The 15,420-nt window shown below is 72.5% G+C and carries 13 protein-coding genes; 3 read left to right on the top strand and 10 right to left on the bottom strand.

Features of this window, described 5'->3' with window-relative positions:
- Window positions 1–15 precede the first annotated feature (15 nt).
- Together QWJ13_RS03935 and QWJ13_RS03930 are read right to left on the bottom strand one after the other, a co-directional pair.
- Window positions 16–1,653: an ABC-F family ATP-binding cassette domain-containing protein gene (locus tag QWJ13_RS03935; protein ID WP_316520494.1), complete on the bottom strand. Its 1,638-nt coding sequence runs from the start codon at window positions 1,651–1,653 to the stop codon at window positions 16–18.
- A 95-nt stretch (window positions 1,654–1,748) separates the two neighbouring features.
- The gene (locus QWJ13_RS03930) at window positions 1,749–2,969 is read right to left on the bottom strand and encodes a trypsin-like serine peptidase (RefSeq protein ID WP_316520493.1); all 1,221 of its coding nucleotides are present in this window, start codon (window positions 2,967–2,969) and stop codon (window positions 1,749–1,751) included.
- Between the two features lie 548 nt (window positions 2,970–3,517).
- Between QWJ13_RS03930 and QWJ13_RS03925 the strand changes: the two genes are divergently transcribed.
- Window positions 3,518–5,131 carry an ABC-F family ATP-binding cassette domain-containing protein gene (locus QWJ13_RS03925; RefSeq protein ID WP_316520492.1) on the top strand — a complete coding sequence of 538 codons (1,614 nt, stop codon included), beginning with the start codon at window positions 3,518–3,520 and terminating at the stop codon, window positions 5,129–5,131.
- Window positions 5,132–5,134: 3 nt separating this feature from the next.
- Here QWJ13_RS03925 and QWJ13_RS03920 read toward each other — a convergent pair whose 3' ends face one another.
- Window positions 5,135–6,619: a S41 family peptidase gene (locus QWJ13_RS03920; protein ID WP_316520491.1), complete on the bottom strand. Its 1,485-nt coding sequence runs from the start codon at window positions 6,617–6,619 to the stop codon at window positions 5,135–5,137.
- A 295-nt stretch (window positions 6,620–6,914) separates the two neighbouring features.
- Here QWJ13_RS03920 and QWJ13_RS03915 point away from each other — a divergent pair, with 295 nt between their 5' ends.
- Together QWJ13_RS03915 and QWJ13_RS03910 are read left to right on the top strand one after the other, a co-directional pair.
- Window positions 6,915–7,127 (top strand): hypothetical protein, encoded by a 213-nt coding sequence (locus QWJ13_RS03915; protein ID WP_316520489.1) that lies wholly within the window; start codon window positions 6,915–6,917, stop codon window positions 7,125–7,127.
- A 31-nt stretch (window positions 7,128–7,158) separates the two neighbouring features.
- On the top strand, window positions 7,159–7,548 hold the full coding sequence (locus QWJ13_RS03910; RefSeq protein WP_316520486.1) for a toxin Doc: 390 nt from the start codon (window positions 7,159–7,161) through the stop codon (window positions 7,546–7,548).
- Between the two features lie 68 nt (window positions 7,549–7,616).
- Here QWJ13_RS03910 and QWJ13_RS03905 read toward each other — a convergent pair whose 3' ends face one another.
- The 7 genes from QWJ13_RS03905 to QWJ13_RS03875 form a co-directional block, all read right to left on the bottom strand.
- On the bottom strand, window positions 7,617–8,267 hold the full coding sequence (locus tag QWJ13_RS03905; protein ID WP_316520485.1) for a Pr6Pr family membrane protein: 651 nt from the start codon (window positions 8,265–8,267) through the stop codon (window positions 7,617–7,619).
- A 145-nt stretch (window positions 8,268–8,412) separates the two neighbouring features.
- A complete protein-coding gene (locus QWJ13_RS03900) occupies window positions 8,413–9,117 on the bottom strand; it encodes a response regulator transcription factor (protein WP_316521639.1) in 705 nt (234 codons plus the stop codon).
- Between the two features lie 41 nt (window positions 9,118–9,158).
- Complete coding sequence (locus QWJ13_RS03895; RefSeq protein ID WP_316520484.1) at window positions 9,159–10,487, bottom strand: sensor histidine kinase; 1,329 nt, start codon at window positions 10,485–10,487, stop codon at window positions 9,159–9,161.
- Entirely contained in the window at window positions 10,484–11,467 is a 984-nt protein-coding gene (locus tag QWJ13_RS03890) for a hypothetical protein (RefSeq protein WP_316520482.1), read from the bottom strand. Before QWJ13_RS03890 ends, QWJ13_RS03895 begins: the two co-directional genes overlap by 4 nt.
- Window positions 11,468–11,548: 81 nt before the next feature.
- Window positions 11,549–12,085: a GNAT family N-acetyltransferase gene (locus tag QWJ13_RS03885; protein ID WP_316520481.1), complete on the bottom strand. Its 537-nt coding sequence runs from the start codon at window positions 12,083–12,085 to the stop codon at window positions 11,549–11,551.
- A gap of 117 nt (window positions 12,086–12,202) precedes the next feature.
- Window positions 12,203–13,270 carry a hypothetical protein gene (locus QWJ13_RS03880; RefSeq protein ID WP_316520480.1) on the bottom strand — a complete coding sequence of 356 codons (1,068 nt, stop codon included), beginning with the start codon at window positions 13,268–13,270 and terminating at the stop codon, window positions 12,203–12,205.
- 4 nt (window positions 13,271–13,274) lie between these two features.
- Window positions 13,275–15,404 carry a hypothetical protein gene (locus tag QWJ13_RS03875; RefSeq protein ID WP_316520479.1) on the bottom strand — a complete coding sequence of 710 codons (2,130 nt, stop codon included), beginning with the start codon at window positions 15,402–15,404 and terminating at the stop codon, window positions 13,275–13,277.
- Window positions 15,405–15,420: the final 16 nt, after the last annotated feature.

The following is a 15,420-nucleotide window of genomic DNA, read 5'->3' as shown; positions in this document are numbered from 1 at the left end:
AGGGCCGTCGGAGGCCTACAGCTCGTGCACCCGCCCGTCCCGGACCTCCAGCCGCCGGTTCACCGACACCGTGTCCAGCATCCGCCGGTCGTGGGTGACCAGCAGCAGGGTGCCGGTGTACGAGCCGAGCGCGGACTCCAGCTGCTCGATCGCGGGCAGGTCCAGATGGTTGGTGGGCTCGTCCAGCACCAGCAGGTTGACCCCGCGGGCCTGGAGCAGCGCCAGCGCGGCCCGGGTGCGCTCGCCGGGGGAGAGGGTGTCGGCCGGGCGCAGCACGTGCGCCGCCTTGAGGCCGAACTTGGCCAGCAGGGTGCGCACCTCCTCCGGCGCCAGCTCCGGCACGGCGGCGGCGAAGGCCTCCGACAGCGGCTCCCCGCCGAGGAACAGGCCGCGCGCCTGGTCCACCTCGCCGACCACCACGCCGGAGCCCAGCGTGGCGCTGCCGCCGTCGAGCTCCAGCCGGCCGAGCAGCGCGGCCAGCAGGGTGGACTTGCCCGCGCCGTTGGCGCCGGTGATGGCGACCCGGTCGGCCCAGTCGATCTGGAGGTCCACCGGGCCGAAGGCGAAGTCACCGCGCCGCACGCTCGCCCCGCGCAGGGTGGCGACCACCGAGCCGGAGCGCGGCGCGGTGGCGATCTCCATCCGCAGCTCCCACTCCTTGCGGGGCTCCTCGATCACGTCCAGCCGCTCGATCATCCGCTGGGTCTGCCGGGCCTTGGCGGCCTGCTTCTCGGTGGACTCGGTGCGCATCGCGCGCCCGATCTTGTCGTTGTCGGAGGACTTGCGGCGGGCGTTGCGCACGCCGTTCTCCATCCAGCCGCGCTGCATCCGGGCGCGGGCCTCCAGCGAGGACTTGGTGTCGGCGTACTCCTCGTACTCCTCGCGGGCGTGCCGACGGGCCACCGCCCGCTCCTCCAGGTACGCCTCGTAGCCGCCGCCGTACACGTTGACCTGCTGCTGGTGCAGGTCCAGCTCCAGCACCTTGGTGACGGTGCGGGCCAGGAACTCGCGGTCGTGGCTGATCAGCACGGTGCCCGCGCGCAGGCCCTTGACGAAGGCCTCCAGCCGCTCCAGGCCGTCCAGGTCGAGGTCGTTGGTGGGCTCGTCGAGCAGGAAGAGGTCGTAGCGGGAGAGCAGCAGCGAGGCGAGGCCGGCCCGGGCGGCCTGGCCGCCGGACAGGGTGGTCATCGGCAGGTCCAGCGAGACCTTCAGCCCGAGCGAGTCGGCGACCTCCTCGGCCCGCTCCTCCAGGTCGGCGCCGCCGAGGTCCAGCCAGCGGTCCAGGCTGACGGCGTACGCGTCGTCGGCGCCCGCCCGGCCCTCGACCAGGCCCTCGGTGGCCTCGTCCAGCGCGGCCTGGGCGGCCGACACGCCGGTGCGGCGGGCCAGGAAGTCGCGCACCGACTCGCCCTCGCGGCGCTCCGGCTCCTGCGGCAGGTGGCCGACGTTGGCGCTCGCCGGGCTCAGCCGCAGCGAACCGCCCTCGGGGGTGTCCAGTCCGGCCAGTAGCCGCAGCAGGGTCGACTTGCCGGCACCGTTCACGCCGACCAGGCCGATCACGTCGCCGGGGGCGACCACCAGGTCCAGGCCGGAGAAGAGGATGCGTTCGCCGTGGCCGGCGCTGAGGTCCTTGACTACGAGTGTGGCGCTCATGATGAGGCCGATTGTAGGAGGAGCGGGCCGGGTGGCGGAAAAGACGCGGGGCCGCGGCTGTCGAAGCCACGGCCCCCGGGGTCCTCCTCAGGAGGTCACTTGGCCTTCTTGGAGAAGTAGTCGAACATGTGCTGGGCCACGTCCTCCAGGTACGGACCGGCCTCGTAGGTGTTGGCGGCGTTGCCGATCGAGGTGTCGCTGACCAGCGCCGGCTTGCCGTCCTTGGTCGCGTACCAGCCGCCGCCGCTGCTGCCGCCGGTCATGTTGCAGCCGATCAGCAGCATCGCCGGGCGGCTCGGGTCGGCGGCCTTCTTGGACGGCTTGCCGCCGTCGCAGTGCTCCAGCTCGGCGCCGTCGAAGGGCTTGCCCTCCGGGAAGCCGTAGTTGCTGACGCTGCCGACCTGGTCACGCGGGGCGTTGAACCAGAGCGGGACGGAGCCGCCGACGGTCTCCTCCAGCGACTTGCCGCCCGCCGGGTTGGCGACCTTGATGATGCCGAAGTCGTACTGGCTCCACGGGCCGCCCTTCTCCGGGTCGGCCTCGGCGGTCCACTGCGGCGAGACCATGCCGGAGGTGGCGGGCCACTCGCCGTACGGCTCGGCGTCCTCCAGCTTGGCCTGGCGGTTGCCGTTGCTCAGCACGCCGTTGCTGTTGAAGGCCGGGGCGAAGGTGATGTCGGTGTAGTACTTGTTGCCCTTGCCGCCGTGCAGGCAGTGGCTGGCGGTCCACACCAGGTTGCTCTTGCCCGGGTTGGTCGGGTCGGAGACGACGGTGCCGGAGCACACGTAGTCCTCGCCGCCGTCCTTGAAGAAGATCTTGCCGTTGACGTGCATGTTCTTCGGGAAGGGGTGCGCCACGGGCTTGGCCGGGACCATCGCGGGCAGCTGGTCCGAACCGCCCGGCTGGGCCGCGGTGGGCTGGGAGGTGGTGGGCGCGCTGGTGGCCGGTGCGGCGCTGGTGGGCTGCGCGGGCGGCTGGGTCGCGTCCGGCGCGGGCTGCGGCAGCGGCTTCGGCTTGGCCTCCAGCAGCTTCTGGAGCGTCCAGTAGCCCTTGACCGCCGGGGTGATCACGTTCGCCTGGGCCCACTTGTCCCAGTCCTCCAGCTTCCAGGTCTTCAGCTCTTCGAGCGTCGGAAGCTTGATCGGCGCCGCACCCGGCTTGCCGGTGGCACTGGCACTGGCGCCGGCGTCGGCGGCGGGAGCCGCGGTCACGGCCGGGTCGGCGTTGTCCGGCCCGCAGGCGGTGGCGACCACCATGGTCAGCGCGGCGACGGAAGCGCCCAGGACGGCACGGCTCGGCCGGGATATCGGTGACATGAGTTCAAATCCCCCTGTTGACTACCGCCATGCGGCCCGGTCCCCGGGTGCGGCCCCACTCGGCCGCAGGCATGGCAGGTGAGGAGTCTGCCATGCGGCGCGGACACTCCCGGCACCCGCCCCCGACCGGTGCGGGCCTGTCACCGGATCGGCACGGGATCGGCACCGGGCCTTTGCCGCGGGGCTGTGGGGGCCTGTGTGGGGCCCGCGTGTGGGGGCCTGTGTGTGGGGCCCGCGTGTGGGGGCCTGCGGGGTCTTCGCCGAATAATTCGGTTGCGGGGGTCGTGTCGAGTGCCTAGCGTGGTCCGGGTCATCAGCCAGACAAGGAGAAGGCCGTTGCTCTACTGAGGTCCCGGGACACCGCCCCCGCCGCGCAGGCACTGCTGCCGTCGCGCGGTGTGCGAGTGTGCGACCTCAGTCACGGCCCGTGGCGCTCCTCTGCGTGACGCCACCACCCCTTCACCTCCTTCCGGCCGTCTCCGGTTCCGCACCCGCGGTGTCTCCCGTGTTGCTCACCACCCCTTCGGCAACCACCCCGGGAGGCCTGTATGGCACACCAACCCACCACCACCGCCGTCCTCTGCACCGAGCTGTCGTTCGAGTGGCCCGACGGCAAGTCCGTCCTGGACGGCTTCCACCTCGCCGTCGGCCCCGGCCGCACCGGCCTGATCGGGCTCAACGGCGCGGGCAAGTCCACCCTGATGCGGCTGATCGCCGGGGAGCTCACCCCGACCGGCGGCACCGTCCGGATCGGCGGCGAACTCGGCTACCTGCCACAGGGCTTGACGCTCGACACCACGCTGCGGGTGGACGAAGCCCTCGGCATCCGGGCCACCCGCGAGGCGCTGCACGCCATCGAGTCCGGCGACACCGGCCAGCACCACTTCGACGCGGTCGGCGACGACTGGGACGTCGAGGAGCGTGCCCGCGCCACCCTCGACCGGCTCGGCCTGCACCGCCTCGGTCTCGACCGCACCACCGGCGAACTCTCCGGCGGCGAGGCGGTGTTGCTGCGGCTGGCCGCCCTGCTGATGGCCCGCCCCGACGTCCTGCTGCTCGACGAGCCCACCAACAACCTCGACCGGGCCGCCCGCGAGCGGCTCTACGAGACGGTGGCCGGCTGGACGGGCGTGCTGGTGATCGTCAGCCACGACCGCGAACTGCTCCGGCACGTCGACCAGATCGCCGACCTCCGCGACGGCGAAGTCACCTGGTACGGCGGCAACTTCGACGATTACGAGCGCACCCTCGCCGCCCAGCAGGAGACGGCCGAGCGGCTGCTGCGCAACGCCGAGGCCGACGTCCAGCGCCAGAAGCGGGACTTGGTCGAGGCCCGCAGCCGGCTGGATCGCAGTGCCGCGTACGGGAAGAAGCGCTCCGTCACCCGCAACGACCCGCACATCTTCGCCGGCATGCTCAAACGCAAGGGCCAGGAGACGGCCGGCCGGCTCCAGGGCATGCACACCGAGCGGCTGGAGGAGGCCAAGGCGCGGCTCAACGCGGCCGAGGAGGCGGTGCGCGACGACGCCGAGATCCGGATCGACCTGCCGCGCACCGCCGTCCCGGCCGGCCGTACCGTGCTCACCCTGGACAAGGTCCGGCTGCCCCACGGCACCACCGCCCACCTCGATCTGCGCGGACCCGAGCGGATCGCCCTGGTCGGCCGCAACGGCGCCGGCAAGACGACCCTGCTGCGCACCATCGCGGGCGAACTCGCCCCGCTGGAAGGAGAGGTCATCACCCCGGTGCCGCTGCGGCACCTCCCGCAGCGGCTCGACCTGCTGGACGACGAGCGCTCCGTGGCGGAGAACGTCAAGCTGTTCGCCCCCGCCGCCGGGGACAACGCCGTCCGTGCCCGGCTCGCCCGCTTCCTGTTCCGCGGCGCCCGGGCCGACCAGCCCGCCGCCACGCTCTCCGGTGGCGAGCGGTTCCGGGCGACGCTGGCCGCCCTGCTGCTGGCCGACCCGCCGCCGCAGCTGCTGCTGCTCGACGAGCCGACCAACAACCTGGACCTCGCCAGCGTCCGCCAGCTCACCCAGGCGCTGGCCGCGTACCAAGGCGCGCTGATCGTGGCCAGCCACGACCTGCCGTTCCTGCGCGGGCTGGGCCTCACCCGGTGGCTGGAGCTGGACGGCGAACTGCGGGCGGTGGAGCCGATGTAGCGGCTACTGCTCGCGGCCCCGGACGTTCTGGTCGCCCTGGGCGTTCTGGGCGTTCTGGGCGTTCCGGGCGAGCATCCGGCGGGCTGTGCTCAGGGCCGAGTCCTTGAGCCCGGCCAGCTCGGCGGGGGTGAACACCGGGGTGCGCACGTCCGGCGGGATGCCCGGTCCGTCGAAGGTGCCGCCGTCCCGGGCGAGGTACTTCTCGTTCGGCAGGACGACCAGGAAGTCCGGCGAGAGCGTCTTGATCAGGATGTCGGAGAAGACACCCTGGGTGTTCTCGCCGACCCGGAGCACGTGCGGGGAGCGGCCCATCATGGCCTGGGTGAAGGTCTCCGCGGCGCTGGTGGAGATGGAGGAGGTGAGCACCGCCACCGGGCCGGTGAAGCGCGCGCCCGCCGAGGGCCGTACGGTGATCGGCTCGGGCCGGGTGAACTTCGTCGGGTCGGCCGGGTCGTTGCGCGCGACCTTCCGATAGGCGACGTACGGGCGGTCGGTGAGCCGGGCGGCGATCCGGAGCGCGAGCGAGTCCGAGCCACCGCCGTTCAGCCGCACGTCGACGACCAGGCCGGTGGGCCGGTTCGGGCCGGCCAGCACGGCGTCCAGCGCCCGGTCCAGTTCGTCGGCCTGGCTCGGGAAGTCGCCGTCGGTGTAGTCAGAGAAGCTGCTCACCCGGAGGTAGCCGATGCCGCCCGGGAGCCGGCCCACGCCGAGCCGGTCGCCGGCGAAGAGCTGCTCAGGGCCGGTGAGCTGGGCGGCCGCGGCCTGCCGGGCCCGCGCGGTCAGCTCATCGGTCTGCACTGTCGTCCCGGGCCGCTGCCCGTCGAAGACGGCCTTGGGCTGCCCGTCGACCACCCGGGCCAGTCCGGTGTGGGCGTCGCCGAGCGGGCGGAGCATGTCCGTGAAGACGGCCTGCAACTGGTCGACGGTCGTCGCCGGGGTGATCGTGCGCCGCTTCTCGTCCCGGACGGCGTGCCAGTCGATGCCCTTGGCGGCGAAGAAGGGGTAGTTCTCCTCGAAGTTCTCCCAGAACCGGTCGAAGACCGCGAGCGGGTCGTTCGGGGCCGGCGTGGCGCACAACGGCGGCAGGGCGTCCAGCCGGCTGAGCGACTTGGTGCCGACCCCGCCCTCCTCGCGTTCGACGGCCCGGTCGCGGCCCTTGGGGGTGAGCGTCAGGGCGAGGTTGCCCACGGCGTAGCGGATGGTGCCGTCCGGGCCGGGCGGGCCGGACCGCGTCCCGGTGATCCAGCCGGGCACGCAGCTGTGCCCGGTCACGTCGTAGGTGGTGACATGGTCCCCGTCGACCGCGATCAGCAGGCCGTAGCCCTCCGTCCGCCAGATCCCCTCCAGCGGCCCCCTCGGCGCCGCGGCCGCCCCCGGCGCCGCCAGGCCCACCGCCGTCGCGAGCGCCACCGTCGCGGCCGCCACCCTGCCGGCGTTCCTGCGGGCGCTGCCGCGCGTGTTCGTGCGCGCGTTCCCGTGCGCGTTCATACGTGCGCTCTCCTGCGCGTTCGTGCGTGCGCTCCCGCGCGTGCTCTTGCGTGTCATTTCCGGCCTCCGCCGAACCCCGGTCTCCCCCGCGGAACCCCTCCGCCACCGCTCCCGTACGACGCTAGGGCCGGCCCCGCCGCCCGGGCGTCATCCGGTGAGTCGCCGTGGCTTCCTCCTCCGGGCCCATCCGGAGCCCGCCGAATCCTCCCCGGGCGCGACGGCGAACCGTCTCGGTGCGGGTGAAAATCCACCGGTCGCGCCCCCAACTCCCGTTCGCTCCAGTACCATCGGCGACATGCCTGCGCTCAACATCGAGTACACGGAGCACGAGCTCGCCGCGATCCGCGAGGCCGCCGCAGCGGACGGCAAGACCGTGAAGGCGTACGTCCACGACCTCAGCGTGCGGGAGCAGCAGCGGCGGGTCTTCGTGGACCACGCGGTGGCCTTCTGGAAGTCGCACCGGGCCGAGTTCGACGCCGCGTTCCCCGAGGACGCGCCCGCCGCGTGAGCGGCGCGGTGAGGGGCGGGGGAGCGGCGCGGTGAGGAACGGGGGAGCGTCACTGCTCCGCGTCGACCTGCGCTGGCTGCTCGACGTCCAGGAGCTGGCCTCCCCGGAGGACCTCAGCGTGCGGGACTACTCGGCGCTGCAAGCCGCCGTCGCCCGGCACCGGGTGAACACCGCGCAACTCGGCCACGACGCGGACCCGTCCTGGTGCGCGGCCACCCTGATGCACACCATCGTGCTGCTGCGCCCGCTGCCGGTGCGCAACAACCTGTACGCCTGCATGACGACGGCCGCGTACATGCACGCGGCCGGGGAGGGGCTCGACCCGCCCTACGGGGCGCTGGTCGAGCTGGCCCGCGACATAGCCGAGGGCCGGGCGGACGTGTACGCGGCGGCCGACCGGATCCGCGCCTGGCGGATCTGAGGCCGGCGGATCTGAGGCCGGCCGCCGCGCATGGACGTCCGTCGGGCGTCGCCGTGGACGTCCGGGTGCTACGCCTGCTGTGCCGGTCGCAGCCTGCCCGCGACCCGCGTCCCGAGCCGGTCCAGCCCGACGACGAGTGCGGCGAGCACCACGAACTCGACGGTCAGCAGGGCGATCTGGCCCCAGACGTAGCCGTAGCCCTTGGTGGTCGGGTCGAAGAAGAAGTACGGGTAGGGCATCGGGTAGTTGTCGAACAGCGCGTTGCGGGTGAGCACGATCGCCGCGTAGCCGAGCGGGAAGGCCAGCCAGAGCGGTATGTCCTTCCAGGCCGAGGCGTTGCGCGGCTTGAGCACCAGCCAGTCGACGATCACCATCACCGGCGTCACGTAGTGCAGGAAGAACGACGACCAGTGCGCCAGCTTGTCCGGCCCGTCGACCAGTCCGGGCAGCGGGTTGGCGCCGTGTTCGAGCAGGATGTGCGAGACCAGTCCGGTGATCAGGATGTACAGCGTGGCGGCGCCGCGCAGCCGGGGCGCGGGCGCGTCCACGGTGTCGCGCTTGAGCATCCAGTACACGGCGCCGATGAAGTAGCCGAACACGACCACATTGCTCTGGACGGTGAAGTACACCAGCGGCGCGGTGCCGAGGCTCAGGCCGAGGCCCGCCGAGAGCACGATTCCCATGCGCCACCACAGCGCGGGTCGGGTCCGGACTGTCATGCGGCCACCAGTTCGTTTCAGGCGATACGGGATGTATCGGGCGTCAGGGGGGAAGGCTGCACTCTACTCGCTGGTGTCGATCGGATGGAACCCGCGTTCGGCGGGCGCGGCGGCCCGGTGCCACCGTGGCGGACCTGAACGGACGTCAGCCCGGCAGCACGAAGCCCGACTCGTACGCGGCGATGACCGCCTGGGTGCGGTCCCGCGCGCCCAACTTGCCCAGCACGCTGCCGACATGGGTCTTCACCGTCTCCTGGCTCACCACCAGCTGCCGTGCGATCTCGCCGTTGTTGAGCCCGGTGGCCATCAGTCGCAGCACCTGTCCCTCCCGCTCGGTCAGCCGCCCGAACGGCCCCCGGTCCCGGTCCGCCGCGTCGGCCTCCCGCCGCCGGTCCGCGCCGTGGCGCAGCGCGAGGTCGCGGACGGCCGCCGGGAAGAGCAGCGAGTCCCCGCGCGCGACCAGCCGCACCGCCTGCACCATCTCCTCCGCCCGCGCCCGCTTCAGCAGGAACCCGGTGGCGCCGGCGCGCAGCGCGTCGTACACGTGGTCGTCGTGCTCGAAGGTGGTGACCACCAGGATGCGCGGCGGCGGGGTCATCCCGTTGACCAGCGTCTCGGTGGCCCGGATGCCGTCGATGCCGGGCATCCGGACGTCCATCAGCACCACGTCGGGGCGCAGCTCGCGCACCAGCGGGACGACCTCGGCGCCGTCGGCGGCCTCGCCGACCACGGTGAGGTCCGGTTCGCTGTCGATCACCACCCGCAGGCCCAGGCGGACCAGCCGTTCGTCGTCCGCGATCACCACCCGGATGCTGTCGGATCCCGTACCCGTCGCGTCGTTCGGGTCCATGCTGTTCGTGCCGTTCACGTCGTTCACGTCGTTCACGTCGTTCACGTCGTTCCTCCCACCGGCAGCCAGACGGCCAGCCGCCACGTCGTTCCGTCCTCGCCGGGCCCCGCCGTGCTGCCGCCGCACAGGACGGCCGCCCGCTCCGCGATGCCGCGCAGCCCGCGCCCTCCGCCGGGGCGACTCGGGCGCGAGGTGCCCAGCGGGCTGGTCAGCTCGATGTCGAGCCGGCCGTCGGCCAGCGCGACCCGCAGCCCGGCCGGGGCGGGCCCGGCGTGGCGCAGCACATTGGTCAGGCCCTCCTGCACGATCCGGTACGCCTCCCGGGAGACGGCCGTCGGCAGTGCGGCCAGTCCGGGCGCCAGGTCGGCGTCCACCGCGACCCCGGCGCGGCCGAGCTGGCGCAGCAGGTCGTCCAGCCCGGCGAGGGTGGGCCCGGCCGGTTCGGCGACCTCCGGGTCCTCCTCGCGCAACAGCCCGAGCACGGTGTCCAGTTCGGTGACGGCCGCCCGGGCGGTCTCCTCGATCGCTTCGAGGGCCTCGGCGGCGAAGTCGGGGTTGCTGCGCAGCACCCGGGCGGCGGCCGCGGCCTGGATGCCGACCGCGCTGAGCGCGTGCCCGACCGAGTCGTGCAGCTCGCGGGCCAGCCGGTTGCGCTGGGCGAGCACGGTGGCCCGGCGCTCGGCGGCGGCCACCCGCTCCTCCGGGGTCGGGCCGAGCAGGGCGGGCGCCCAGCGGGCGAGCAGCGCGCCGCAGGCGGCGTTGGTGCCGACGATCAGCAGCAGCAGGCCGAGGCCGAGGATGGGACCGGCGGCCAGGAAGTCGGGGAAGTGCCGCCGCCACGCCCGGACGAACTCGTCGGTGCCTTCGAAGCTCAGGAACAGCACCACCGCGACGGGGGTGCCGGTCAGTGTCATCCCGGCGACCACCCCGCCGAACAGCACGTGCAGCACGTACCAGAGCGCGGTGCGCCACCGGGCCGCCCAGGAGCGGGCCGGCCCGGTGGCCAGCTCCTCCGGCCGGGCCGCCGCGCACAGCGCCCGCGCCGCCGCGCCCTCCAGGCCCCGGACGGTCGGCACCAGCGCGGTGATCGCCGCCATCGGCAGCGAGGTGAACAACGACAGGACGTACAGCAGCAGTTGGCGGGCCGGCGACTGGTTCGGGTTGAGCGCTCCGAGCAGCACCATGGACAGCATCCAGTACGGCATCAGCAGCGCGCCGCCCAGCACCAGGTGCACCCAGCGCAGCCGGGCCCGCCGCCCGACCGCCGCCCCGACCGTACGCCGTAGTCTGCCGCCCGCCGCCGACTTGTCTGCCGCCCGCTCGTCCACGGCCCGCTCGCCCGCGGCCCGCTCGCCCGCCCCCGCGATCATTCGTGCGACTCTACGGCAGCGGCGCGCCGGCGGGCGCCCCATTCGGTCAGCGCCACCGCCCCGACCGCCAGGACCAGCACCGCGGCCACCACCTGGGCGGCCTCCACCAGCGGCAGCAGTCCGGGCACGGCCATCCGCAGCTCGGTCACCCGGGTCGTCGAGACCCCGAGGGCCACCAACTGCCAGCCGCCCCAACCGAACAGCGAGCCGGCCGCCGTCCAGACCACCAGCAGCGGCCGGAGCAGCCGGCGCTCCGGCCGGACCCGGAAGACGAGGACCAGCAGCGCCGCCACCGCCGCCACCGCCATCACCGCGGCCACCCCGTCCATCACCGCCATGCCCCGGTTGCGGTCCTCCACCATGGCCTGCGGCAGTCCGGCGGTGCCGCCGAGCGCCCAGTACGCCCGGGCCGCCGCGACGCCCGCGGCGAGCAGCCCGGCCACACAGGCGAGGACGCGCTGCACGCTGAGGGTGGGGGAGTCCGGCAGGTCGCCGATCCGCTCCCGCAGCAGCCCGGCCCAGCGGCGGCGGGCGTACAGCGCGAAGGCGGTCAGCAGCGCGACGCCCTGGACGGCGAAGCCGCCGTACACCAGGAGGAAGACCCAGTCCCCGGGGCCCTGGTCGTCCGGGTCGCCGCTCCCGCTCTCCGGCCCGAGCAGGAGCAGGCTCAGCAGGTACGGCGGCAGCGCGACCAGGATCGTGCCGAGCAACCCGGTCGCCACCCACATCGGGAACGCCACCAGCCCGGCCGGCGCCCGCCGACCCCACGGCCGGACGAACGCCAGCGCCAGCGCCACGGCGATCGCGTCCATGCCGACGGTCAGCAGGTTCACCAGCCACAGCCGGTCCATCGCGGCGGGATCGTCCGTCCCCACCGGATGCCCCGTCAACCACAGCGTCTTCAGCGTCAGGTACGGCACCGTCGCCGCCACCGCCGTCCACGCCGCCCCGGCCCGTACCGCGCGCTCGTCGATCCTCATGCCCCCAGCCTTCCGCCGGGCCCCGCCCCGAGTCCTCCGCCGAGGGGGCGATCCCCCTCCCCCCGGCGGGGGACCCACGGCTCAGACCATCCGGTGGATCAGCCGGTCCTCCTCGTCCGTCCGCCCGTCCGGGTCGGCGACCAGCCCCAGCCGCCCGGCCAACCGCCGCGAGGGCAGGTTGTCGGCGTGGATCAGCGCGATCACCGGGATGCCCGGGAAGCGCGGCAACGCCTCGGCCATCGCCGCTCGGGCCGCCTCCGCCGCGTACCCCCGGCCCCAGGCGGACGGCCGGAACCGGTAGTACAGGTTGAACACCGGCTCCCCGTCCAGGGTGTGCAGATACAGCCCGGCGAACCCGATGGCCACCCCCGGCTCCTCCCGGGTGGCGACCGCGCAGTACCCCACCCCGTCCCGCACCCAGTCGGCGACGAACCCGTCCAGCATCTCCCGCGCCTCGGCGATCTCCCGCTGCGGCCCGTCCGGGTTGTACCGGTTGGTCTCCGGATCCCCGTGGATCGCGAACATCGCCTCCAGATCGCTATCCTGAGGCTGCGTCAGCACCAGCCGCTCGGAGACGGCGACGATCGTGCGGGCGGTCGGGTCGGTGATGGTGGTCATGGCGCTCCCCGGGAATCGCGTAATGGTTCCATCGCACGATAGACCATTACCCGCGACGCCCGCTCGCCCATTTCCGCCCGCCCGTTCCCCGCCCGTTCCCCGCCCGTTCCCCGCCCGCTACAGGATCGGCTCGCAGCCGATCGCTTTGCCGCCCGCGGTGAGGAACTGGCGCACGAGGTCCTCCTGGTCAGGGAACAAGGAAGGCCTTCCGGTGTCGCCCGCGAGGGTGAAGAAGACGTCCTTGCCCTGACAAGCGACGACGAGGGTCCCGCCGGCCACCCAACGGGCCCGCCCGGGGCCGGGCGGCTCCTTGCCGTCCTTCTGGGTCAGGGCGGTGACCCGTGGGTCGGTGGTGATCGAGAAGACCTTCGACCGGCTGTCATACTTCGGATCCCCGCCGATCGTGCAGGACCAGATCGGGGCGGAGCCGGTCGTCACCTGCTGTGCCTCGCGCCACTGGGCCTCGGGGTTCCTCGCGGGTGCGAACCCGGGTAGTCCGCAGAGGTTGGCCCAGTCAGGAGCCGTCTCCGCAGCCTTCGCCGACAGCTCCTTCGGAGCCGTGAGCGCCCGGTCCCCGCACGAGCGCGCCTTGGCCACACCATTGGCGAAGGCCACGGCCAGACGGGCCCTCGCCTCGTCAGCGCCGGCCTCGCTGGTGCGGACCTCGATGCGCACGCCCTTCTGGCACCCCTCGGGGAGTACGGCCCACGCGAGGTTCGGGGTCACCGAACCGGCCGAGTCACCGGAGAACAGCCGGGCGTTCGACGCGGCCAACGTGCCCGGGCCGTCGTCAGCGTTCCGGGCGATCGTGACCTGTACGTGCTTCTCGGAAGTGTCGAACAGGCCGGAACGGACCCGGACGGAGCAGCTGTTCCCGCTGTAGTCCTCCGTCATCGAGTAGCGCGGCTCCTTGCTGTCCTCGACCCGCCCGCCCCCCAGGAGATCGTGCACCTGATCCGCCGTGACGGCCCCGTCGCACAGGCTGTCCGGCCCGCCGAGGTTCGTCAGCCGGTAGGCCGCGAACCCCGCCGCCCCGACCGGAACGAGCGAGAGCGCCAGCACCACCGCGGCTGCCCGCGACCGCAGCCCCCGGGTGGTGAACCCCCGCCGGTCGAGTGCCGCGTCGGCCTTGTCGGTCAGCCCCGCGCAGTCGCGGGGACTCCCGGTCCCGTTCGGCGTTCCCACGAGTTCACGACCTTCCGAACACGGTGCGATAGGTGTTGTCGATGCCGGAGTTGTAGGCGATCCCTGCCTGCTGTTGGGCTTGTCGCGGGACGCTGCCATCGCGGTCCAAGGACTTGCCGTCGTATCCCGAGACGACCATCTTCTGCTCGATCATCGCGTCCAACTGCTGGCGTCCGGCTGAGAAGTGGGAGCTCAAGTTGTCCTTGAGTTTGGTATCGATCTCCGCCTTCGCGGCATCGGCGTACGTGGCGGTCCCGATGTCGACGTAGCGCTGAGCGATGTCGCCCACACCCGGAAGCAGGTTCGCGGGTGTACCGAGAAGGTGGTAGTTCATCTTCGCCTGCCAGTCCTTGGCCGACTTGTCGCTGTCCGCGTGGTCGACCGCGGAGTCGGCGTACACCGCATCGAGTGCGCCGAGACTGTTGGCCGAGTTGTGGATCAGGGACTCCAGTTCGGGCTTCGTGTGGCCCGTCGCATCGGGCTTCATGGCGTCGTAGTCGAGTGCGTCCAGGCGCCGGGCGATCTCCTGGGTCTCGGCGTGCTGGATGACGGCGAAGGAAGCCGGGTCCTCGGTGGCACCTCGGATGAGTCGCAGGAGCTGGTCCTTGGAGACGGTGAGCCCGTCGGGTTCGGAGGGCCCGTGCAGGTGCTCCTTGCCGAGGATCTCGTGCATGTCGGCCGCGTAGTCGGCGATCATGTCGGCCATCGGCCGCCGGAGTCCGGCCGGAAGGGACGTCTTGTCGCCCTGGCCGGTGCCGGCGAACGACTTCATGGTTTCGTCCATGATCTGCGACATGACCTTGTCGTGCGGGCGGACCGGCGGCTGGTTGCCGTGCGGGTCCCGGCCGGTCGTGGCGGCTTCCAAGGCGTCGCCGAACGCCGCGCGTGAGGTGTCGCGGACCAGGTCGCCCGTCTGGTTCTGCTCGTAGCCCTGGTTGGGCCACTTCCGATCGTGCAGCATGTAGTCCAGGTTCTTGCCCTTCCCCGGGTCGAAGAAGTCCTTCGACGCGTCCGGGTTGCGGCTCAGCGCGGTCATCAGGCCGCCCACCGGGTCCGTCTGGCCCCTGATGGCGCTCCAGTCCGGGCCCCAGAGCTCCTCACCCTTGACCTTGCTGTTGCGCTCGTAGCCGACCAGGTCGTTGCCCACCTTGAGGAGGAACGACTTGTCGAACACGCCCTTGGCGCCCATCAGCTTCGTCAGCGCGGGGTAGTTGTCGTTGTACCCGGCCGCGGACGCGCCGGGGCGGTGTGCGGCCGCGAGCAGGCCGTCCTCCCAAGCCTTCCCCATCCCGCCGTCGCGGGTGGCGGTGGCCAGCACGACGGACAGGTTGCCGTAGACGTCCTGGTAGCCCTTGGCGTTGTGGTTGCCGTGCGCGAGGCCGTCGTAGACCTTGCTGTACTCCAGCAGGGCGTCCGGACCGGTCTTGCCGCCGTAGTTGAGGCCGTTGAGCAGGGTGGTGGAGAAGTCCTTGTTCTCCGCGTTGGCGGCCATGAGGGCCTGCAACTGGTTGAGCTGGTCGTCGGTGAGGCTGCCGCCCTTGGACATCAGGTCCTTGGCCCGGTTGGCGTCCGCGACCGGGCCGCCGCCGTACGGGGCGGGGTTGAAGGACGTGGTGCTGGTGCCGATGTCGCCCTGGAGGGCGACGGTTGCTCGCTGGTCCGCCGAAGTGGCCTTCTCGACGGCCTTGGTCAAGCGGGCCGCGATGGCCTCGGCCTTGGCCTTCTGCTCCTTCGCCACCACGTCGCGGTCGGTGTCGTTCTGCGCCTCCTTCGGCAGGGTCCAGTTGACCGCACCGTCCGCGGAGACGGTCATGTTGTCGGTCTGCGCGTCGTGGATCGCCGTGTCGAGGTCGCGGCGGGCGGCGGCGAAGTCCTCGGCGGCGGTCTTCATGATCGCGGCGAGGGCGGTGGCGACGGCCGAGGCCTGCTTGAAGTCGCTGTCCATGCCCTGAAGGGATTTGGTCGCCTCGTCGGCGGCCGTACCCTTCCAACCGGCGCGCTGCGCCGTGCTGGTGAGGTCCTTGGCGACTCGACCGTCCAGGGAGGTGAGGGCCTTGGCGACGCCGGACCACGCCTCGGCGGCGTCGTTGATCCCGGAGAAGTCGGCCTCGTGCAGTTCCTTGAAGGACACCATCTGTCTGTTTCCCTCC

It is taken from the genome of Kitasatospora brasiliensis (assembly GCF_032654805.1).
Lineage (GTDB): Bacteria > Actinomycetota > Actinomycetes > Streptomycetales > Streptomycetaceae > Kitasatospora > Kitasatospora brasiliensis.
The sequence above is the reverse complement of the archived record's forward strand: the minus strand, read 5'-3'. Positions and strand labels throughout refer to the sequence as shown.

Coding starts and splice junctions, on each gene's coding strand:
- QWJ13_RS03935 (WP_316520494.1), bottom strand. CDS start 1,653: ATGAGCGCCACACTCGTAGTCAAGGACCTCAGCGCCGGCCACGGCGAA.
- QWJ13_RS03930 (WP_316520493.1), bottom strand. CDS start 2,969: ATGTCACCGATATCCCGGCCGAGCCGTGCCGTCCTGGGCGCTTCCGTC.
- QWJ13_RS03925 (WP_316520492.1), top strand. CDS start 3,518: ATGGCACACCAACCCACCACCACCGCCGTCCTCTGCACCGAGCTGTCG.
- QWJ13_RS03920 (WP_316520491.1), bottom strand. CDS start 6,619: ATGAACGCGCACGGGAACGCGCGCACGAACACGCGCGGCAGCGCCCGC.
- QWJ13_RS03915 (WP_316520489.1), top strand. CDS start 6,915: ATGCCTGCGCTCAACATCGAGTACACGGAGCACGAGCTCGCCGCGATC.
- QWJ13_RS03905 (WP_316520485.1), bottom strand. CDS start 8,267: ATGACAGTCCGGACCCGACCCGCGCTGTGGTGGCGCATGGGAATCGTG.
- QWJ13_RS03900 (WP_316521639.1), bottom strand. CDS start 9,117: ATGGACCCGAACGACGCGACGGGTACGGGATCCGACAGCATCCGGGTG.
- QWJ13_RS03895 (WP_316520484.1), bottom strand. CDS start 10,487: ATGATCGCGGGGGCGGGCGAGCGGGCCGCGGGCGAGCGGGCCGTGGAC.
- QWJ13_RS03890 (WP_316520482.1), bottom strand. CDS start 11,467: ATGAGGATCGACGAGCGCGCGGTACGGGCCGGGGCGGCGTGGACGGCG.
- QWJ13_RS03885 (WP_316520481.1), bottom strand. CDS start 12,085: ATGACCACCATCACCGACCCGACCGCCCGCACGATCGTCGCCGTCTCC.
- QWJ13_RS03875 (WP_316520479.1), bottom strand. CDS start 15,404: ATGGTGTCCTTCAAGGAACTGCACGAGGCCGACTTCTCCGGGATCAAC.